Origin of the sequence: Agromyces sp. MMS24-JH15 (genome assembly GCF_043518605.1) — a bacterium.
GTDB lineage: Bacteria > Actinomycetota > Actinomycetes > Actinomycetales > Microbacteriaceae > Agromyces.
The window spans coordinates 332,939-352,410 of the sequence record NZ_CP171358.1 but is presented as its reverse complement, the minus strand read 5'-3'; the positions used below and the strand labels follow the sequence as shown (position 1 = coordinate 352,410).

Genomic DNA, 19,472 nt, shown 5'->3' with positions numbered 1-19,472 from the left:
ACGAACGGCATCGAGGAGAGCACGAGATGAGCAGCACGATCGACGAGGTGCGCCCCGCGGCGGCCGAGCCCGGCTACGCGTGGGCCCAGGGCGCCGACGGCGTCGTCACGATCACCATGGACGACCCGGATGCCGCGGTGAACACCATGAACCCGCACTTCGTCGCGGCCCTGGCGGCGACCGTGGAGCGGCTCGAGCGCGAGCGCGACGCGATCACGGGCGTGATCCTCGCGTCGGCGAAGCGGAGCTGGTTCGCGGGCGGCGACCTGAACCTGCTGCAGGCGGCCGACCCGGCGAACTCCGCCGAGGAGACCGCGCACGTCGAGCACGTGAAGTCCCTGCTGCGTCGGCTCGAGCTGCTCGGCCGGCCCGTGGTCGCGACGCTCAACGGGACCGCGCTGGGCGGCGGACTCGAGGTCGCGCTCGCGGCGCACCACCGGATCGCCGCGGGCGACGTGCCGGGCGCGCAGTTCGGAGTGCCCGAGGTCTCGCTCGGGCTCCTCCCGGGCGGCGGCGGCATCACGCGCCTCGTGCGCATGCTCGGGCTGCAGAAGGCGCTCGCCGACGTGATCCTGCCCGCCACGAAGTTCCGCGCCGACGACGCGCTCGCCGTCGGCATCGTCGACGAGGTCGCGCCACTCGCCGAGCTCGACGCCCGGGCACGTGCGTGGATCGCCGCCAACCCGGCGCCCGTGAAGCCGTGGGACGAGCGCGGGTTCCGCCTCCCGGGCGGGGCGCCGAACTCGGCGTCGGTCGCCGGGATCCTGCCCGCGATGCCCGCGCTGCTGCGCAAGCAGCTGAAGGGCGCGCCGATGCCCGCGCCGCGGGCCGCGATGGCGGCCGCGGTCGAGGGCGCGTACGTCGACTTCGACACGGCCTCGACCATCGAGACGCGCTACCTCGTGCAGCTCACGCACACGCAGGTCGCGAAGAACATGATCCAGGCGTTCTTCTTCGACCTGCAGCACATCAACGCCGGCGGCAGCCGCCCCGACGGGTACCCCCGGTTCACCGCCCGGAAGCTCGGCGTGCTCGGCGCCGGCATGATGGGCGCGGCGATCGCGTACGTCGCCGCGAAGGCGGGCATCGAGGTCGTGCTGAAGGATGTCTCGCTCGAGGCCGCCGAACGCGGCAAGGGCTACGCCGCCGCGCTCGAGGAGAAGGCGCTCGCGCGCGGGACCACGACCCCCGAGCGGTCCGCGGCGCTGCTCGCGCGCATCACGCCGACCGCCGAGGCGGCGGACTTCGCGGGCGTCGACATCGTCATCGAGGCCGTCTTCGAGTCCGTGCCCGTGAAGCAGCAGGTGTTCCAGGAGATCCAGGACCTCGTCGAGCCCGACGCCGTGCTCGGCTCGAACACGTCGACGCTGCCGATCACGCTGCTGTCCGAGGGCGTCGCCCGGCCCGCCGACTTCATCGGCATCCACTTCTTCTCGCCGGTCGACAAGATGCCGCTCGTCGAGATCGTCCGCGGTCGAGGCACGAGCGACGCGGTGCTCGCGAAGACCTTCGACTTCGTCCAGCAGATCCGGAAGACCCCGATCGTCGTGAACGACGCACGCGGGTTCTTCACGTCGCGCGTGATCGGCAAGTTCATCGACGAGGCCGTCGCGGCCGTCGGCGAGGGCGTGGAGCCCGCGTCCGTCGAGCAGGCGGCGCTCCAGGCCGGATACCCCGCCGGCGCGCTCCAGCTCCTCGACGAGCTCACGCTCACGCTCACGCAGAAGATCCGCCTCGAGACGCGCGCGGCCGAGGAGGCAGAGGGGGCGACCTGGGTGTCGCACCCCGCCGAGGAGGTCGTCGACTGGATGATCGACGACGCGGACCGGCCGGGCCGCAAGGCCGGGCGCGGGTTCTACGAGTACGACGCCGACGGGAAGCGCTCGGGGCTCTGGCCGGGGCTGCGCGAGCGGTTCGGCTCGGGCCGCACCGTGCCGCCGTTCGTGGACCTGCAGGAGCGGATGCTCTTCGCCGAGGCGCTCGACGCGATCGCGTGCCTCGACGCGGGTGTGCTCACGAGCGTCCCCGACGCGAACATCGGCTCGATCTACGGCATCGGATTCCCCGCCTGGACCGGCGGCGTGCTCCAGTACGTCAACCAGTACGAGGGCGGCCTGCCCGGCTTCGTCGCGCGCGCCCGCGAGCTCGCGGCCGCCTACGGCGACCGGTTCCTGCCGCCCGCGTCGCTCGTGGCCCGCGCGGAGCGCGGGGAGGAGTACCGGTGAGCGAATCCGCCTCGGTCGTCGAGCGAGGAGCGCAGCTCCCGGTCGTTGCGCGAGGAGCGCAGCGACGAGTCGAAACGCGCCTCCGCACCCGCTTCACCGACGCCCTCGGGATCGACCACCCCGTCGTGCAGGGCGGGATGATGTGGGTCGGGCGGGCCGAGCTCGCCGCCGCGGTCTCGGAGGCCGGCGGCCTCGGCATGATCACGGCGCTCACGCAGCCGACGCCGGCCGACCTCGTCCGCGAGATCGAGCGCGCTCGCGCGCTCACCGACAAGCCGTTCGGCGTGAACCTCACGATCCTGCCGTCGATCAACCCGCCGCCGTACGACGAGTACCGCCGTGCGATCATCGATGCGGGCGTGACCATCGTGGAGACCGCGGGCTCGAACCCGGAGCCGCACATGGACCTGTTCCGGGACCACGGCGTGCGGGTCATCCACAAGTGCACGAGCGTCCGGCACGCGCTGAAGGCGGAGCTCGTCGGCGTCACCGCGGTCTCGATCGACGGGTTCGAGTGCGCGGGGCATCCCGGCGAGGACGACGTGCCCGGGCTCGTGCTCATCCCCGCCGCCGCCGACGCGCTGACCATCCCGTTCATCGCCTCCGGGGGCTTCGCCGACGGCCGTGGGCTCGCGGCGGCGCTCGCGCTCGGCGCCGACGGCGTGAACATGGGCTCGCGGTTCATGTGCACGGTCGAGTCGCCGATCGCGCAGGCCGTCAAGGACCGGATCGTCGAGGCATCCGAGCTCGACACCAACCTCGTCTTCCGGAGCCTGCGGAACACCGCGCGCGTCGCGAAGAACGCGGTCAGCGACGAGGTCGTGCAGATCCTCGCGGCCGGCGGACTGTTCCCCGACGTGCAGCCGCTCGTCGCGGGCGCGCGCGGCCGGAAGGTCTTCGAGGACGGTGACCTCGACGCCGGCATCTGGACGGTCGGGCTGGTGCAGGGCATCATCCGCGACATCCCGACCGCCGGCGAGGTCGTGCGCCGCACCGTCGAGGAAGCGGCGCAGGTCCTGCGCGCGCGGCTCGCGCTCTTCGCCGAGCCGGTCGGGAGCGCCGCAGTGGCGTAGGGGACCTGCTGCGGGCGCAGCGCGCGCGGGCAGCCGCGACGCGGTCTCAGGCGGTGATGCCGTGCCGCACCATGTCCTGCGTCGCGCGGACGAGGTCGTCGAGCGTGCGGTGCCGCGGGTTCCACCATTCCGCGGCCCAGTTCATGGCGCCGAGGAGGAGCAGCCGCGTGATCGCGACGTCGAGGTCGGGGCGGAGCTGCCCGGCCTCCTGCGCGGCGATGAACAGGTCGCGCCAGATCTGGGCGTAGCGCGCCTCCTCGGCGGCCGGGCGCGCACGCAGCTCCTCCGGCACCTGGTTCGCGTTGCGGATCGAGGCGGTCGTGTAGTCGGAGATCAGCAGCTCGTAGCGCAGGTGCTCCTCGACGGCCTTCATGATCCGGTCGAGCGGCGAGGTGTCGTCGGGCAGGGCGGCGAGCTCGGCGGCGACGTGCGCGTGGACGCGGGCGACGCCGACCCACATGACCTCCTCGATCAGCTCGTCGCGCGAGGAGAAGTAGTAGTAGATCGCGGGAGCCTGCAGCCTGGCGCGCTCGGCGATGTCCGAGAGCCGCGTGCCGGCGTACCCCTTGCGGCTGAGGACGTGGGCCGCCGCGTCGAGGATCCGCTCGCGCGTGCGCGCGGACTTGGTCGGCGCGTCGGATGCCGCGTCCGCTCTCGCGTCGGCCTCGAGCGTGCTCGCCGGGGCGGGGGCCGGATCCTGCGCCATCGGGAACCTTTCTAATCTTCCTTAGAAGATACCGGAGGATGCCTCGCAGCGCCCCTGCGCCATACGGTGTGCGTATGCGAACTCCGGCGGGCTGGCTCCGAGGCGTGCGCCACCCGGAGGCCTATCACGGCCGGGGCGAGCGCCGGGCGTACTTCGAGGGCTGGTACGTGAAGCTCGTCTCGGCCGACCGCACGCGCCGGTGGGCGGTGATCCCCGGCGTCTTCCTCGGCCTCGAGGGCGACTCGGGCACGGCCGACGAGGCGTTCGTGCAGGTGCTCGACGGGCTGAGCGGCCGCTCCTGGTACCACCGGTTCCCGGTCGACGAGTTCGAGGCATCCGATCTCGCCTTCGAGGTCCGCGTCGGGCCGAACCGGTTCGACGCGTCGGGCGCGACGCTCGACCTCCCGCAACTGCGCGGGCGCGTCGAGTTCGCCACCCCGATGGAGCCGTGGCCGGTCACGCTCCGCGAGCCCGGGATCATGGGCTGGTACGGCGCGGTGCCGTTCATGGAGTGCTTCCACGGCATCGTCTCGTTCGGCCACGCGCTCGCGGGCGAGCTCGAGGTCGAGGGGGAGCGCGCGTCGTTCGACGGCGGGCGCGGCTACATCGAGAAGGACTGGGGCGAGGCGTTCCCGGCGGGGTACGTGTGGATGGCGAGCAACCACGTCGACGTGGACGCCGGCGCCGACGGGGGCGACGGTCGGGCCGGCGCGGCGGATGCCTCGCTCATCGCCTCGGTCGCGATCATCCCGTGGCTCGGCGGCGCGTTCCGCGGATTCATCATCGGGTTCCGGCACGGCGGGCGCCTGCACAAGTGGACCACGTGGAACCGTGCGCGCGAGCGACGCCTCGAGATCACCGACACGCACGTGCGCTGGGCGGTCGAGGGACCGGACGGCACCCTCGAACTCGAGGCCGAACGCCGGCGCGGCGGGCTCCTGCACGCCCCGCTGCGCAGCGCGATGCACCGCCGCGTGGAGGAGACGCTCGACGCGAGCATCTCGTTCCGCCACCTCGCGCCCGACGGCACGCTGCGGCTCGCGGGAACTGCCGAGTGCGCGGGGCTCGAGGTGTTCGGCGACCTCGAGCGGCTGCTCGCGACCAAGGCGCGCTGAACCCGCCCGCTCGCGCGCGGATCAGCCCCTGCGGGTGCGGGTCACCGCCGCGGGCGCGTCACCGCGGGCGTGGTGGATGAGGCGGCGGCTGGGCGGGCGGATGCCGCGGGCTCGACGTGCGCGGGCTCGACGACCGCGGGCTCGGCGTCGGACGGCTCGTTCTCCGCGGTTGCGGCATCCGCCTCCCGGCGTGGAGGGGAGGCGTCCGGCGCCGGCTCCTGGAGGGCCGCACGCATGATGCTCCGAGGGTCGTAGCGGCGGGGATCGAGCGCCCGCCAGTCCTCGTCCGTGAAGTCCGGTCCCAGTTCCTCGCGCACGCGATCCTGGGTCGACTGCGCGAACTCGCGCACCTTCGCCGCAATCCGACCCAGCGCCGCCGCATAGCGGGGCAGGCGCTCGGGGCCCACCAGCATCACCGCGATGACGCCGATGATGAGGAGCTTCTCGAAGGTGAGCCCGAAGGTCATCGCGCCGGCGCTGCGGGCGCGGGATCCGGGCTCCCGGCCGGCCCGGAGGGCGTGTCGGCGACGCGGGCGGCGGCGGCCGCGGCCGCGGGCGGGGCGGATGCCGCGGCATCCACCGTGGCCGTGGCGGGCGCGACCTCCGCGTCCTCCTCGCGCATCGCCTTCATCTCGCCCTTGAACGCGCGCGCCGACTGGCCGAGGCTCCGGGCGAGGGCCGGCAGCTTCGTGCTGCCGAACAGGAGCAGGATCACGGCGACGACGACGACGAGGTGCCAGCCGGTCAGACCTTGGAGCATCGGGGCCCTCCTTCGGGCTTCTGCGCGACAGGCGACATCACGCCCCGCACATGTGGTTCGAGTGGGACGGCGCGTGCCGTTCGCGACCGCGCCGTCCTGATTGGGTGGATCCTATAGGTGCGCGCCGGGAAATAACAAGACTGTGACGCGACCTCCGTATCTTGATCACGAGACGGCAACTTTTGTTTGACCGGCGACGAAACTTCGGTCAAGATGTCGCCTGAGCGATGCCGGACCTGCGTGCGACGGCATCCGACGACGGGCGGCACCGCCGCCACGTGACCAGACGACGAAGTCCGGTGGCACCAGGACTCGATGACGAGTGGGAGGGAGCGAGCGCACGCGGCGGTGGACCCGCCATGACCATGACCAAAGGTCACCGCCAGAACCGTAGGAGCGGAAGGCGATGACCCGGTCGGAAGAACCCTGACAGGCAACTGAACCGACAGGAGCTGTTCCACGATGAATTCTACCCGCAAGCGCATGCGCGGACGAGGGCTCGTCGCCGTCACCGCGCTCGCCGCCGGTGCGCTCGTCCTCGCCGGCACGCCGGCGTACGCGCACAACGGCGTCGACCACGGAGCCGAGGCGGCCGCGGCCGCCGCGACCAACTGGTCCAACTACGAGAAGGTCCTGATCACGAAGGACGTCGGCGAGCCGATCGACCTGGCCGTCCTGCCGGACAGCCGCGTGCTGCACACCGCGCGCAACGGCGACCTCCGCATCACCGACCCGTCGACCGGCGTCACCAAGATCGTCAACACCGTCGAGGTCTACTCGAACTCCGAGGACGGCCTCCAGACGGTCGCGCTCGACCCCGACTTCGCGACGAACCACTGGGTCTACCTCGTGTACGCCCCGCGCGACGCGAACAAGGACGGCGTGGTCGACACCCCGACCGGGTCCGCTCCCGAGCGCCTCCCGGCCGGAGCCGACGAGGCCACCTACTGGAACCAGTGGATCGGCGTGAACCGCCTCTCCCGCTTCCAGTGGACCGGCGACAAGATCGACCTGGCCACCGAGCAGGTCATCCTGGACGTCACCGTCAACCGCGGGCAGTGCTGCCACGTCGGCGCCGACATCGACTTCGACGCCGCAGGCAACCTCTACCTGAGCACCGGCGACAACACGCCCGCGAGCACGCCTGGCGCCAACGGCTTTGCGCCGAACAACGACGCGCCCGGCATGAACCCCGGCCTCGACTCGCGTCGCGGTGCGGGCAACACGAACGACCTGCGCGGCAAGATCCTCCGGATCCACCCCGAGGCGAACGGCTCGTACACGATCCCCGCGGGGAACCTGTTCGCGCCCGGTACGCCGAAGACGCGCCCCGAGATCTTCATCATGGGCGTGCGGAACCCGTTCCGCCTGGACGTCGACTCGGAGAACAACTCGATCACGTGGGGCGACTACGGACCCGACGCCACCAAGGCGGTCGCCTCGACCGCCGGACGCGGCCCGATGGGTCTCGTCGAGTGGAACACGGTCGCGCTGAACGACCCGCACAACGGCGGCTGGCCGTACATGACGGGTGACAACTTCGTCTACAACGACTGGAACTACGAGACGTCGACGCCCGGCCCGTTCTTCGACGCGGCCAACCTGATCAACGACTCGCGCTGGAACACGGGTCTCACGCAGCTCCCGGCACCGCGCCCGGCGACCGTGTACTACGGCGACAACGTCGGCGACCAGCCGGCGGCGTTCGACGACTTCGTCAACCTCGGCTCGGGCACCGGCCAGGCGCCGATGGGCGGCCCCGTCTACCACTACGACGCGGCCAACCCCTCGCCGACGAAGTTCCCGCAGTACTGGGACGACAAGGCGTTCTTCGCCGAGTTCTCGCAGGACTTCCTCGCGGCCCTCACGGTCGACTGGAACACGCACAAGGTGACGCACGTGCAGGACTTCCTGCCGAACAGCGCGCTCACCGCCGCCGCCCAGCCGATCCACGACAACGCGATGGACCTCGAGTTCGGCCCCGACGGGTCGCTCTACGTCCTCGAGTACGGTGACGGCTTCTTCCGGGCGAACCCCGACAACGGCCTGTACCGGATCGACTACGTCGAGGGCGACAAGCGGCCGCAGGCCCGCTTCACCGCGACGCCGGGCTCCTCGTCGACCGCCCCGGTGACGGTCACGTTCGACGGCTCCGCCAGCACCGACCCCGAGGGCTCCGCGCTCACGTACGACTGGGATGTCAACGGCGACGGCACGTTCGAGTACACCGGGAAGACCGCGACGCACACCTACGCGAACCTGGGCGCCTACACCGCCCGACTGCGCGTGACGGATGCCGCGGGCCGGATCAGCCTCACCAGCAAGGTCGTCTCGGTCGGCAACCAGGCCCCCGCGGTCACGATCGACTACCCCGCGAACGGCGGCTTCTACGACTGGGGCCAGGCGGTCCCGTACAAGGTGACCACGGCGGACGCCGAGGACGGGTCGGCGACGACCTGCACCCGGGTCGCGTGGACGTACGGCCTCGGCCACGACGAGCACGCCCACCCCGAGGTCTCGGGCACGGGCTGCCAGGGCGCGTGGCTGACCAACGCCAGCTCGCCCGAGCACGGTGCCGGCGCCAACCTGTACGGCGCGGTCGTCGTGACCTACACCGACAACGGCGCCAACGGCCTCCCGGCCGCGTCGGGCGAGGCGTCGGTGCGCCTGAACCCGAAGAAGCAGCAGGCCGAGCTCGCCACCCAGCGCGAGGGCGTCGTCGTGTACGAGGATGCCTCCGCCTCCGGCGGCAGCGCCGTCCGCGGCCTCGGCTCGGGCGACTACCTCCGGTACGACCCGGTGAGCTTCTCGGGCATCACCGGTGCGGTGGTCCGTGCCAACGGCGGCGGCAACGTCGCGCTGCGCTGGGGTTCCGTTTCGGCGGCGCCGTTCGCGACGGCGGCGATCCCGGCGGGTGACGGCTGGAAGGACGTCCAGGTGAACTTCACCGCGCCCTCCGGCTCCGGCCAGCTCTTCGTGACCTCGACGGCCGAACTCGCGGTCGACTCGATCACGATGGTCGGCGCCGGCGTGGCGGACGTGACCGCCCCGACGGTGGCGCACACGCTCACCCCGAGCACCCCCAAGGGCGTCGGCGGCGTGTTCAACGAGCCCGTGCGGTTCGCAGTGCAGCCGACGGACAACGGCGCGCTCTCGACCGTGCAGTACTCGACGAACGGCGGCCAGACCTGGACGAACCTCGCGGCGAACCAGCAGTACGGCGTGACGTTCTCGACGAAGGGCACCTACAACCTGAGCTACCGCGCGACCGACACCGGTGGCAACGTCTCGCAGGTCAAGACCGTGTCCTTCAGCGTCGACCTCGCCGCGCTCAACGCGCCGACGGTGGACAGCCAGACGCTCGTGGCGCTCGGATCCTCGCGCTCGAGCTTCGGCGACTCCGCCGACGTCGCGGTGCAGGTGACGGGTGCGGGCGGCGTGCCGACCGGGGTCGTCTCGCTCACCATCGGCGAGACCGAGGTCGGCCGCGGGACGCTCGACGCCCAGGGTCGCGTGACCATCGCGCTGCCGGCCGACCTCGCGGTCGGCACCCACACGGTGCGTGCGACGTACCTCGCCGACCAGGTCTTCAAGACCTCGGCGGGCACGGCCCGGCTCACGGTCGCGCAGACGAAGTCGCTCACGAGCGTCTCCGTCTCGCCCGACCCGGTCAAGCCGGCCGTCGCGGCCAAGGCGGCCATCGCCGTCGAGTCGACGACGGGCATCGTCCCCGTCGGCGACGTCACGGTCAAGGTCCTGAAGGGCACCTCGACGGTCGCGACCCTCACCGGCACGCTCGACGCGTCCGGCCAGGTCGTGGTCACCCTGCCGAAGCTCGCCTCCGGCTCGTACCAGATCCAGGCGTCGTACGACGGTTCCGCCGGCGTCGCCAAGAGCACGGACACGGTCAGCCTGACCGTCCGGGCGTAACACCCAGGTGGGGCCCGCGTCCAGGCGCGGGCCCCACCCACCAAGGCCGACCGGGGCAGACCGGTTCGGGAATCCCCTCGAAGGAGAGAGATGCATCACCACAACCACGCACACCCGACGGTGTCGGCCAAGCCGATGAGCCGCCGGAACCTGCTCCAGGCGCTGGCCGCCTCGTCGGTCGCAGTCGGGCTCGGCGCCGTCGCCGCACCCGCAGCCGCGAACGCCCTCGGTGCCGCCACGGCCGCCCCGACGGTCAGCGAAGGCGCGCGCCTCGTGCCCGTCAACCGGATCGGCATCCAGCTGTTCTCGGTCCGCGACAAGCTCAGCGGCGCGGGATCGATCGGCTTCCGGCGCCTGTTCGAGGAGCTCAGCGCGATGGGCTACTCGGAGATCGAGTTCGCCGGGTACACGCAGGGCGGCGCCGGCGCGATCACCATCCCGCAGATCCGCCAACTGCTCGACGACAACGGCCTCCGCGCCGTCGGCAGCCACGTGAACCTCAACGCGAACAACATCGACGCCGAGATCGAGAACGCCAGGATCCTCGGCATGAAGCACCTCGGCCAGGGCGGCGCCATCGCGTCGGGCCGGACGGTGTCGGCCTGGACCACGGCTGCGCAGAACTGGAACACCTGGGGCGCGAAGGCGAAGGCCGCCGGCCTGAAGCTCTACACGCACACCCACAACGGCGAGTGGAACTGGACGACGGATGCCGCCGGCGTCAACACCAACCGCCGCATCTACGACCTGCTGTGGGACGAGTTCGACCCGTCGCTCGTCGGGTTCGAGATGGACATCTACTGGGCGTACGTCGGTCGTCACCAGTACCCCGGCTTCCAGCCGATCGACTACCTGAAGCGCGACCCCCGCCGGTTCCCGCTCGTGCACCTCAAGGACGGGAAGATCAACCCGGCCTCGGGCAACGGCTACGACATCATCGAGTTCGGCGCCGGCAACATCCCCTACCAGGAGATCCTCTCGGTCCTGTCGAACAACCGCGGCCAGCGCTTCGGCATCTGGGAGCAGGACAACGCGAGCAGCACCGCAGCCGGCGGCAACGCGCTGAACTCGCTCGGCAACGCCGACCGCAGCTACCAGAACCTCGCCGCGCTCCGCGGCTGACCCCAACCCCCTGAAGGAGAATCCTCAATGCGCAACCATTGGAAGGCCACCGCGGTCGCGGTGCTCGTGGTCGGCAGCAGCCTCGTCGCCATGCCGGCGTACGCCGCTGACCTCAGCTGCAACAGCGACCTCGGCGACCAGACCGTCACCGGCAACCTCGTCGTCGGAGCGGGCGCGAACTGCGTGCTCGGCGGCGCGACCGTGCTCGGCGACATCACCGTCCAGGCCGGCGGCTGGCTCGACGCGACCTCGGTCGTCGTCGAGGGCGACGTCGTCGCGACCGACGCCTACGGCGTGTCGATCGACGGCACGAGCGTCGGCGGCGACATCAGCGTCTACTCGGCCAACACCCCGAACGGCTTCCTCTACCTCAACGACCTCGAGGTCGGCGGCTCCGTCGCCGCCGGCGGGGTCGACGTCGAGGTGACCGACAGCACCATCGGCGGCTCGCTCACCACGCAGGACGCGTTCTACGTCGACGTCATCCGCACCTCGGTCGTCGGCGACGTGTCGATCGACGGTTCGAACTGGGGCGTCTCGGTGCTCGGTGCGATCGTCCAGGGCGACGTCACGGTGAGCGGCAGCTCGCGCGACGTGCTCATCGGCGCGACCGCCGGGGGCGGCGCGGACGCGTTCGGCAACACGATCGGCGGCGACCTGGTGCTCACGGGCAACACGGCGAACCTCCAGGTCGCGTCGACCACCGTCCAGGGCGCGATCGAGCTCGCGGACAACGACCCGGCCGCCACCTTCGGCGCGGGCGTCGCAGCCTCGTCGGTCACCGGTGCCTTCACCGGCACCCCCGCGGGCCAGCCGGCCGCCGGCGACCAGGCGATCGCGGTCACCGTCCCGGCCCAGGCCCCGGGCGAGCTGATCTGGTCGCTCGACGGCACCTCGGCGCTCGTCGACCTCGGCGTGGCCGAGGAGGAGCTCAACGGCTACGTCGCCAGCGGCTCGATCGTCCCGATCCGCGTCCAGGACACCCGCGCCGGCAACCCCTCGTGGACGCTGACCGCGCAGGTGTCGAACTTCGCCGCGGGCGGCCAGACCATCTCGAGCCGTCACCTCGGCTGGGGCCCGAAGGTCGGCGAGAACGGCGGCGGCGCCGTTCCCGGTGCCGCGGTCGCACCGGGCACCGGCGAGACCGACGGCCTCGCGGTCGCGCGGACCCTCGCGAGCGCACCGGCCGGCCACGCCCGCGCGGCCTCGGTCGTGGGCGCGGACCTCGCGCTGGAGCTCCCGCTCGACACGCCCCGCGGCACCTACACCGCGACGGTCACGCTGACCGCTCTCAGCTGATCGCCCCGTGCGGGCCCCGGCGACGCGCCGGGACCCGCACGGCCCATCCGCACCGAACCGCACGAAAGCGAGCACGCGCCCATGTCCCAGGCCGTCTTCCCTCAGACCTCCACCCACCTCGCCGAGCCGACCGCCCCCGCGGCACGCGGTCGCCACGTCGCCGTACCGGGCGCCTCGCGGCGTCGAGCGGGCGTCCTCGCCCAGCTCCGCCGCGCCCCGCTGCGCAGGCCGCGCGGTGCCGTCCTCATCCTCCTGGTCGTGCTCGCGACCTGGCTCGGCTCGCTCGTCGGGACCGCCGCAGCCGGTGCCGCCGAGAACGACGGCGCGACCGCGACCGTGTCGTGGAGCGTGCGCCCGGCCGACACCACGCAGGGCATCGGGCGCCCCAACTTCGGCTACGAGGTGCTGCCGGGCGACACGTTCGACGACGCGATCCTCGTCACCAACCGAAGCGACGCCGCGATCGAGCTCGACGTCTACGCCGCCGACGGGTTCCTCACCTCCGACGGCTCGCTCGACATCCTGCCGCGAGGCGAGGAATCCACCGAGCTCGGAGCCTGGGTCGCCGTCGCCCAGCCGACCGTCTCGCTCGACAGCGGCCAGACCCTCGAGATCCCGTTCACGATCGCGGTGCCCGCGCAGGCGCCGCCCGGCGACTACACGGCCGGCGTGGTCGCGTCGATGGTCGTCGACGCCGACGGCGTCGTCACCGAGCGGCGGCTGGGGTCGCGCATGCACCTGCGCGTGCTCGGCGAGCTCGCGCCCGCCTTCACGGTCACGGACGTCTCGCTCGACTTCGCCGGCACGCCCGTGCCGTTCGCGCCGGGCTCCGGCGCGGTCACGTTCACGGTGACGAACACCGGCAACACGCGGCTCGCGCCCGACGCGGTCGTCCACGTCGCGGGGCCCTTCGGGCTCGGAGACGTGACCATCCGGGCGTCGGACCTGCCGGAGCTGCTTCCCGGGAGCTCGGTCGACCACACGGTGCAGCTCGCCGAGCTCGCGCCGCTCGGACTCCTGACGGCCGGCGTCGACGCGGGTGCGGACGTCGTGATGCGGCCGGGCGACCAGTCGGCGCCGCCGCAGGTGGCGACCGCGTCGGCCGCGGCCTCGACCTGGGCCGTGCCGTGGACCACGCTCGCGCTCATCCTCGGCGTCGCGGCGCTCATCGCGTGGCCGTTCATCGCCCGGCGCCGGGCGAAGGCCGTCCAGGCGAAGGCGGTCGCGGCCGCGGTGGCCGCCGCGCTCGCCGAGCGCGACGCCGAGGACGCCGAGGCCGGCGAGGCGACGGCGGATGCCCCGGTCGACGCGGATGCCACGGTCGACGCGCATGCCCCGGGCCACGACGACTCCCTGCTCGAGGGTGCGGACGCCGCGCACGAGGCATCCGACGAACCCGGCTCGGACGACCAGGTCGCGCGCGAACGCGTCGACGTCGGCTAGCCCCACGATCCGCCGGCGGCGCAGGGAGGGACACCCGGCGCCGTCGGCGTGCCACCCGCTCGCCCGCCCCGCGACCGAACCACCGGTCGCGGGGCGGGCGACTCCGCGTGCCCGCGGGGGTCCGCATGCCGAACCGGGTGTCGCGAAGCCGGGTGGCCTGCTCGTGCGCGATCGGGTCGGTGCGCGTGCGCGACCGGGTGGTGGGTTCGCGTGCGCGACCGGGTGGTGGGTTCGCGTGCGCGTCGACGGCCCGCACGCGAGGACCTCGCCCCGCGTCGCGTCCGTGACCTCGTGCCCGTGAGCTCGTGCCCGTCGGGCGACCGGTGCCGGGCGTGCGGTACCCCGCGCCGGCTCGTGATTCCCTGCAGCCGTGGTGCCGGGTGCCCGAGGCATCCGGACCGAGGCATCCGGAGCGAGGCATGCGGTGCCCGATCCTGCGTGCGCCGGTGCCCGCGGGCCACCGGAGCCCGCACACCTCCGAACGACGTGCGTGCGTGCGCGCGACGGCTCGTCGACGTGGCGACGCGGATCGCGGCGACCAAACGCCCGGACCCGCGTGAGCGGATCCGGGCGTCGGTCGTGCGGGAGCGTGCGATCAGGCCGGCATGAACCCGGCGCTCAGCGACTCCGGCGAGAGCGCGTGCTCGACCGCGAGCATGCTCGCGCCGATGATGCCGGCCTTCTCGGCCGACTGCGACTGGACGATCGAGAGGTACTCGGTCGCGAGCGGCGTCGATCGCATGTAGACGACCTCGCGGACGCCCGCGATGAGGTGCTCGCCCACGCGGGCCATCCCTCCGCCGATCGCGATGACCGACGGGTTCATGAGGCTGACGCACGCGGTGAGGACCTCGCCGATGTCCCGGCCGGCCTGCCGGACGGCCTGGATCGCGTCGATGTTGCCGCGCTTGACCAGGTCGACGACATCGCCGCCGTTGTGCGCCTCGACGCCCTGCTCGCGCAGCGCGCGGGCGATCGCCGGGCCGGACGCGAGCGCCTCGATGCATCCTCGGTTGCCGCACTGGCAGGGCACGTTCGCGCCGCGCGCGACCTGCACGTGCCCGATGTCGCCCGCGATGCCCTGCGCGCCGCGCTGCAGCTGGCCGCCCGAGATGATCCCCGCACCGATGCCGGTCGCGATCTTGACGAACATGAGGTTCTCGACGTTCGGCCAGGCGACGGAGCGCTCGCCCAGCGCCATGATGTTCACGTCGTTGTCGACGAGGACCGGCACCGGCAGGTGCTGCTGCACCCAGCCCGGGACGTCGAAGCGGTCCCAGCCCGGCATGATCGGCGGGTTCACGGGTTGTCCGGTCGAGTGCTCGACCGGGCCCGGAACGCCGATGCCCACGGCGGCGACGTCGGACCGGTCACGGCCCGTGCGTTCGAGGAGCGCGACCGCGCCCGAGGTGAGCCAGGTGAGCACGGGCTCGGGTCCGAGCGCGACGTCGAGGGGCTCGGTGTGCTCGGCCAGCACCGCACCGGTGAGGTCCGTGATCGCGACGGTCGCGTGCGACGCGCCGATGTCGGCCGCGACGACGACCTTCGCGGCCGGGTTGAGCGCGAACTGCGAGGGGGGACGACCTCCGGTCGACACCGCGTCGGCGACGGGCGTGATCAGGCCCATCCGCATGAGCTCGTCGACCCGGGCGGCGATCGTCGAACGGGCGAGGCCGGTCGATTTCGCGAGTTCCGCCCTGGTGCGGGGAACACCGTCGCGCAGCAGTTGGAACAGCTGGCTGACCCCGGTGACGGGCTGGGGTGGTTCGGTCGTCATTCCTCACGCTCTCAGTGGGTTGGCTTCCGCCATGTGGCGGAGGACTTCTGCACAGTACTCCTCGAAACGGATCCGCGCGATCACATCGCGGGCCTCACCCGGACGAGCGCCCGGTCGACCGGGCGAACCGCTGCTGGAGGAGCACGGCGACGATGATGATCACGCCCTTCGCGACGGCCTGGACCGACGACGAGAGGTTGTTCTGCACGAACACGTTGGACAGCGTCGCGAAGATCAGGACGCCGAGCACCGTGCCGGTGATCGTGCCGCGGCCGCCCACGAGGAGCGTGCCGCCGACGACGACCGCGGCGATCGCGTCGAGCTCGTAGAGCGTGCCGTGCGTCGAGGTGCCGGCCGTCGTGCGGCCCAGCATCATGACCGCGGCGATGCCCGCCGAGAGCCCGGCGAGCGCGTAGAGCCAGACGGTGTGCCGCTTCACGTTGATGCCCGCGAGCCGCGACGCCTCGCGGTTGCCGCCGATCGCGACCGTGCGGCGGCCGAAGGTCGTGCGGTTGAGCAGGACCCAGCCGATGACCGCGACGATCGCGAAGATCCAGATCAGGATGTCGACGCCGAGGAAGTCCGCGTTGAAGAAGTCGATGAAGTCGCGTGAGTCGATCGTGAGCGTGCGCCGCTCGGCGAGGATCTCCGCGAGTCCGCGTGCGGCGACGAGCATCGCGAGGGTCGCCATGAACGCGACGACGTTGCCGTACGCGATCACGATGCCGTTGACCAGGCCGGCCGCGATGCCGACGGCGAGGGCGAAGACGACCATGACGATCCAGTGCGAGCTCTCCGCGATGCTCTGGGTCGCATCGAGCGTCGCGACGACCGAGGCGAGGCCCATGACGGACCCGACGGAGAGGTCGATGCCGCCCGAGATGATCACGAAGGTCATGCCGACGCTGATCACGCCGATGATCGAGGCCTGGCGGAGGATCGTCAGCGTGTTGCTCCACGTGGTGAACGTGTCGGGCGCGGTGACCGCGCCCACCGCCACGATGAGCAGCAGCGCGAGGATCAGGCCGACGTTGCGGCCCGCCGGGCCGGCCAGGAACCGCTTCAGCGGCGAGGCCTTCGATTCGGGCGCGGGTGCGCCCGTCGTGGGGGTGGGGTCCACGGCGACGGTGCCGCCGGGGGTGGTCTGCTCGCTCACGCGGCAGCTCCTTTCATGACGAGGTCGAGCACACCGTGCTCGTCGATCTGGGAAGCGGGGACGGTCGTGAGGACCCGGCCGTCGGCGACCACGAGGACGGTGTCGGCGAGGCCGAGGACCTCCTCGATCTCGCTGGAGACGACGACGATGGCGTTGCCCTCGGCCGCGAGCCGGCGGATGAGGGCGTAGATCTCGGTGCGGGCGCCGACGTCGACGCCGCGCGTCGGCTCGTCGAGCAGGAGCACGCGCGTGCCGTGCACGAGCCAGCGGGCGAGCAGGATCTTCTGCTGGTTGCCGCCCGAGAGGGTGACCGCGGCGCGGTCGGGATCCGCCGGGCGGAGTTCGAGCGCCTCGATCTGCTCCCGCGCGCTGCGACGCGCACGGCGTTCGTCGAGGAATCCGCCCCTCGCGAACCGGGCCATCGAGGCCAGCGTGACGTTCACGTAGATCGGCTCGTCGAGCACGAGGCCCTGGCTCTTGCGCTCCTCGGGGGAGAGGCCGACGCCAGCGCCGACCGCGGACACGACCGAACCGCGGCGGAGCGCCTTGCCGGCGACCGACACGGTGCCGCTGCTGGCGCGCCGGGCGCCGTAGATCGTCTCGAGGATCTCGGAGCGGCCGGAGCCGACCAGTCCCGCGAGTCCGACGATCTCGCCGGCGCGCACCTGGAACGAGACGTCCTCGAACGAGCCCGTGAGCGAGAGGCCGTCGACGTCGAGCACCGTGGGGGCGTCCTCGGCGACCGCCACCGCGGGCGGGAACACGTTCTCGACCGTGCGGCCGGTCATGAGCCGGATCAGGTCGGCGGTCGGCGTCTCGGCGACCGAGAGGCCGTTGGCCATGCTTCGGCCGTCCTTCAGCACCGTGATGCGGTCGCCGATCTGCCGGATCTCCTCGAGCCGGTGCGTGATGTACACGACCGCGATGCCGGCCGAGGTGAGCTCCTCGACCACGTGGAAGAGGTTCTTCACCTCCTCGGAGTCGAGCACCGCGCTCGGCTCGTCCATGATGATCAGCTTGATCTCGTGCGAGAGCGCACGCGCCATGCTCACGATCTGCTTGTTGGCGGCGCTCAGCGATCCGACCTCGGCGTGCGGCGAGAGGCCGGCGTGCCCGAGTCGGCCGAGCAGCTCGCGGGTGCGGCGCGCGGCCTCGCTGCGCTTGGTGAAGCCGCCGCGCGCGACCTCGTGGCCCAGGAAGATGTTCTCGGCCACGGTCAGGCCGTCGACCACGTCGAGCTCCTGGTACATGGTCGCGATGCCGAGGTCGATCGCGGCCTGCGGGTCCGGGATCTCGACGGACTCCCCGAGCCAGGAGATCGCTCCCTCGTCGGGTCGGTGGACGCCCGCGAGCACCTTGATGAGGGTGGACTTCCCCGCGCCGTTCTGGCCGAGGATGCAGTGCACCTCACCGGGGCGGATGTCGAGATCGACGCCCTTGAGTGCGCGCACGCCGGCGAATGCCTTCGTCACCCCCTGGACGACAAGTAATGACGATGAATGGTCGACTTTGATCACGGAGCGAACATAACACGCCGCCTCGTCGGCACGCGACCCCCATCGTGGTGGCCGGCGGGGTGGTCGGGCCGGCACCGGGTTCCCGGCGCCCGGGAATGTTCCGGGCTGGCCACGGCGGGATTCGGCACTTCTGTCGCACGTAAAACAAAAGTTGCCAATCGTCGCTCCACTTCTGCTACGGTGTTCGAAGTCGACGCGGACCCCCCTCGGAGTGGCAGCACCACCTCGGGTCGAACCCGCGTCGTCCGGAGCTGCACACACATTCAAGGAGGAACCACATGCGCTCAGTTCGGAAGGCGCGGATGCGCACCATCGTCGCCGGCACCGCCCTGCTGGCCGTCGCCGGCATGCTGGCCGGTTGCACGAGCACCGCCGAGTCCGACGACGTCGTCGACCAGGGCACCACGAGCGACGAGAACGCCGCGTCGGGCGACACCGTCGTCATCGGCTTCTCGGGACCGGCCGCCGACCACGGCTGGCTCGGTGCCATCAACTCGGGCGCCCAGGCCGCCGCCGCGAGCTTCGACGACGTCGAGCTCCGCATGGCCGAGGGCACCAACGACGCCAACGCCCAGATCGCCGCCGTCGAGACCTTCATCAACGAGGGCGTCGACGTGATCGTGCTGCTGCCGACCGACGGCGCCGCACTCACCGAGGTCGCGATCAAGGCCATGCAGGCCGGCATCCCGGTCGTCAACGTCGACCGCGAGTTCTCGAGCCCGTTCGCCGCGCGCACCACGATCCTCGGCGACAACTACGGCATGGGCGTCTCGGCCGGTGCGTACATCTGCGGCCAGCTCGCAGGCCAGGACGACGCCGTCGTCGCGGAGATCGCCGGCATCGACTCGCTCCCGCTCACGCAGGACCGTTCGCAGGGCTTCAAGGACGCCCTGAGCGACTGCGGCCTCGACGTCTCGGCCCGCGTGGCCGCCGACTTCACGGTCGCCGGCGGTGAGGCTGCCGCCTCGCAGCTGCTCTCGGCGAACCCGCACATCGACGCGCTGTGGAACCACGACGACGACCAGGGCGTCGGCGTGCTCGCCGCGATCAACTCGGCCGGCCGCGACGAGTTCTTCATGGTCGGCGGCGCCGGCTCGAAGAACGCGATGGAGGCCATCCAGGCCGACGACAGCGTGCTCAAGGCCACGGTCATCTACCCGTCGACGCAGGCCGCCGACGGCGTCGCGCTCGCGCGCCTCATCGCGCAGGGCAAGACCGTCAGCGACCTGATCACGCCGAGCGTGCCCAACCGGATCGTCCTCGACGCCCCGGTGGTCACGAAGGACAACGTCGACCTCTACATCGACCTCGCCTTCGAGTCCTGACCGACTCGCGGGGCGCCCGGCCGG

At 72.0% G+C, this 19,472-nt stretch carries 14 protein-coding genes; 8 read left to right on the top strand and 6 right to left on the bottom strand.

Translation table 11 applies throughout. From position 1 onward, the window contains the following. Positions 1 to 26: 26 nt before the first annotated feature. Both ACDF64_RS01670 and ACDF64_RS01665 read left to right on the top strand, forming a co-directional pair. Positions 27 to 2,225, top strand: a complete 2,199-nt coding sequence (locus ACDF64_RS01670; protein ID WP_394553048.1) for a 3-hydroxyacyl-CoA dehydrogenase NAD-binding domain-containing protein — start codon at positions 27 to 29, stop codon at positions 2,223 to 2,225. After that, positions 2,222 to 3,298 carry an NAD(P)H-dependent flavin oxidoreductase gene (locus tag ACDF64_RS01665; protein ID WP_394553047.1) on the top strand — a complete coding sequence of 359 codons (1,077 nt, stop codon included), beginning with the start codon at positions 2,222 to 2,224 and terminating at the stop codon, positions 3,296 to 3,298. The genes ACDF64_RS01670 and ACDF64_RS01665 overlap by 4 nt, the downstream gene beginning before the upstream one ends. A 46-nt stretch (positions 3,299 to 3,344) precedes the next feature. Here the strand turns inward: ACDF64_RS01665 and ACDF64_RS01660 are convergent, their stop codons facing one another. Continuing rightward, complete coding sequence (locus ACDF64_RS01660; RefSeq protein WP_394553046.1) at positions 3,345 to 4,004, bottom strand: TetR/AcrR family transcriptional regulator; 660 nt, start codon at positions 4,002 to 4,004, stop codon at positions 3,345 to 3,347. Positions 4,005 to 4,078: 74 nt separating this feature from the next. Here ACDF64_RS01660 and ACDF64_RS01655 point away from each other — a divergent pair, with 74 nt between their 5' ends. Next, on the top strand, positions 4,079 to 5,119 hold the full coding sequence (locus tag ACDF64_RS01655; RefSeq protein WP_394553045.1) for a tocopherol cyclase family protein: 1,041 nt from the start codon (positions 4,079 to 4,081) through the stop codon (positions 5,117 to 5,119). 41 nt (positions 5,120 to 5,160) lie between these two features. Here ACDF64_RS01655 and ACDF64_RS01650 read toward each other — a convergent pair whose 3' ends face one another. Together ACDF64_RS01650 and tatA are read right to left on the bottom strand one after the other, a co-directional pair. Next, positions 5,161 to 5,586, bottom strand: a complete 426-nt coding sequence (locus tag ACDF64_RS01650; RefSeq protein WP_394553044.1) for a twin-arginine translocase TatA/TatE family subunit — start codon at positions 5,584 to 5,586, stop codon at positions 5,161 to 5,163. Further along, complete coding sequence (gene tatA, locus ACDF64_RS01645) at positions 5,583 to 5,879, bottom strand: Sec-independent protein translocase subunit TatA (RefSeq protein ID WP_394553043.1); 297 nt, start codon at positions 5,877 to 5,879, stop codon at positions 5,583 to 5,585. The genes ACDF64_RS01650 and tatA overlap by 4 nt, the downstream gene beginning before the upstream one ends. Before the next feature lie 483 nt (positions 5,880 to 6,362). On the opposite strand from tatA, the gene ACDF64_RS01640 reads away from it, so the two are divergent. From ACDF64_RS01640 to ACDF64_RS01625, 4 genes are all read left to right on the top strand, one after another. Beyond that, positions 6,363 to 9,809 carry a PQQ-dependent sugar dehydrogenase gene (locus ACDF64_RS01640; protein ID WP_394553042.1) on the top strand — a complete coding sequence of 1,149 codons (3,447 nt, stop codon included), beginning with the start codon at positions 6,363 to 6,365 and terminating at the stop codon, positions 9,807 to 9,809. Between the two features lie 90 nt (positions 9,810 to 9,899). Next, positions 9,900 to 10,931 carry a sugar phosphate isomerase/epimerase family protein gene (locus ACDF64_RS01635; protein ID WP_394553041.1) on the top strand — a complete coding sequence of 344 codons (1,032 nt, stop codon included), beginning with the start codon at positions 9,900 to 9,902 and terminating at the stop codon, positions 10,929 to 10,931. A gap of 27 nt (positions 10,932 to 10,958) precedes the next feature. Then, the gene (locus ACDF64_RS01630) at positions 10,959 to 12,230 is read left to right on the top strand and encodes a hypothetical protein (protein WP_394553040.1); all 1,272 of its coding nucleotides are present in this window, start codon (positions 10,959 to 10,961) and stop codon (positions 12,228 to 12,230) included. 81 nt (positions 12,231 to 12,311) lie between these two features. Continuing rightward, positions 12,312 to 13,673 (top strand): DUF916 domain-containing protein, encoded by a 1,362-nt coding sequence (locus tag ACDF64_RS01625; protein ID WP_394553039.1) that lies wholly within the window; start codon positions 12,312 to 12,314, stop codon positions 13,671 to 13,673. 595 nt (positions 13,674 to 14,268) lie between these two features. Here the strand turns inward: ACDF64_RS01625 and ACDF64_RS01620 are convergent. The 3 genes from ACDF64_RS01620 to ACDF64_RS01610 all read right to left on the bottom strand — a co-directional run bounded on the left by ACDF64_RS01620 (position 14,269) and on the right by ACDF64_RS01610 (position 18,078). Next, positions 14,269 to 15,450, bottom strand: coding sequence for an ROK family transcriptional regulator (locus ACDF64_RS01620; RefSeq protein ID WP_394553038.1), 1,182 nt, complete (start codon positions 15,448 to 15,450; stop codon positions 14,269 to 14,271). 94 nt (positions 15,451 to 15,544) lie between these two features. Then, entirely contained in the window at positions 15,545 to 16,606 is a 1,062-nt protein-coding gene (locus ACDF64_RS01615; protein WP_394553037.1) for an ABC transporter permease, read from the bottom strand. Further along, positions 16,603 to 18,078: a sugar ABC transporter ATP-binding protein gene (locus tag ACDF64_RS01610; protein ID WP_394553036.1), complete on the bottom strand. Its 1,476-nt coding sequence runs from the start codon at positions 18,076 to 18,078 to the stop codon at positions 16,603 to 16,605. The genes ACDF64_RS01615 and ACDF64_RS01610 overlap by 4 nt, the downstream gene beginning before the upstream one ends. 323 nt (positions 18,079 to 18,401) lie before the next feature. On the opposite strand from ACDF64_RS01610, the gene ACDF64_RS01605 reads away from it, so the two are divergent. Continuing rightward, the gene (locus ACDF64_RS01605; protein WP_394553035.1) at positions 18,402 to 19,448 is read left to right on the top strand and encodes a substrate-binding domain-containing protein; all 1,047 of its coding nucleotides are present in this window, start codon (positions 18,402 to 18,404) and stop codon (positions 19,446 to 19,448) included. Positions 19,449 to 19,472: the final 24 nt, after the last annotated feature.

Coding starts and splice junctions, on each gene's coding strand:
- ACDF64_RS01670 (WP_394553048.1), top strand. CDS start 27: ATGAGCAGCACGATCGACGAGGTGCGCCCCGCGGCGGCCGAGCCCGGC.
- ACDF64_RS01660 (WP_394553046.1), bottom strand. CDS start 4,004: ATGGCGCAGGATCCGGCCCCCGCCCCGGCGAGCACGCTCGAGGCCGAC.
- ACDF64_RS01655 (WP_394553045.1), top strand. CDS start 4,079: ATGCGAACTCCGGCGGGCTGGCTCCGAGGCGTGCGCCACCCGGAGGCC.
- ACDF64_RS01650 (WP_394553044.1), bottom strand. CDS start 5,586: ATGACCTTCGGGCTCACCTTCGAGAAGCTCCTCATCATCGGCGTCATC.
- tatA (WP_394553043.1), bottom strand. CDS start 5,879: ATGCTCCAAGGTCTGACCGGCTGGCACCTCGTCGTCGTCGTCGCCGTG.
- ACDF64_RS01640 (WP_394553042.1), top strand. CDS start 6,363: ATGCGCGGACGAGGGCTCGTCGCCGTCACCGCGCTCGCCGCCGGTGCG.
- ACDF64_RS01635 (WP_394553041.1), top strand. CDS start 9,900: ATGCATCACCACAACCACGCACACCCGACGGTGTCGGCCAAGCCGATG.
- ACDF64_RS01630 (WP_394553040.1), top strand. CDS start 10,959: ATGCGCAACCATTGGAAGGCCACCGCGGTCGCGGTGCTCGTGGTCGGC.
- ACDF64_RS01625 (WP_394553039.1), top strand. CDS start 12,312: ATGTCCCAGGCCGTCTTCCCTCAGACCTCCACCCACCTCGCCGAGCCG.
- ACDF64_RS01620 (WP_394553038.1), bottom strand. CDS start 15,450: ATGACGACCGAACCACCCCAGCCCGTCACCGGGGTCAGCCAGCTGTTC.
- ACDF64_RS01605 (WP_394553035.1), top strand. CDS start 18,402: ATGCGCTCAGTTCGGAAGGCGCGGATGCGCACCATCGTCGCCGGCACC.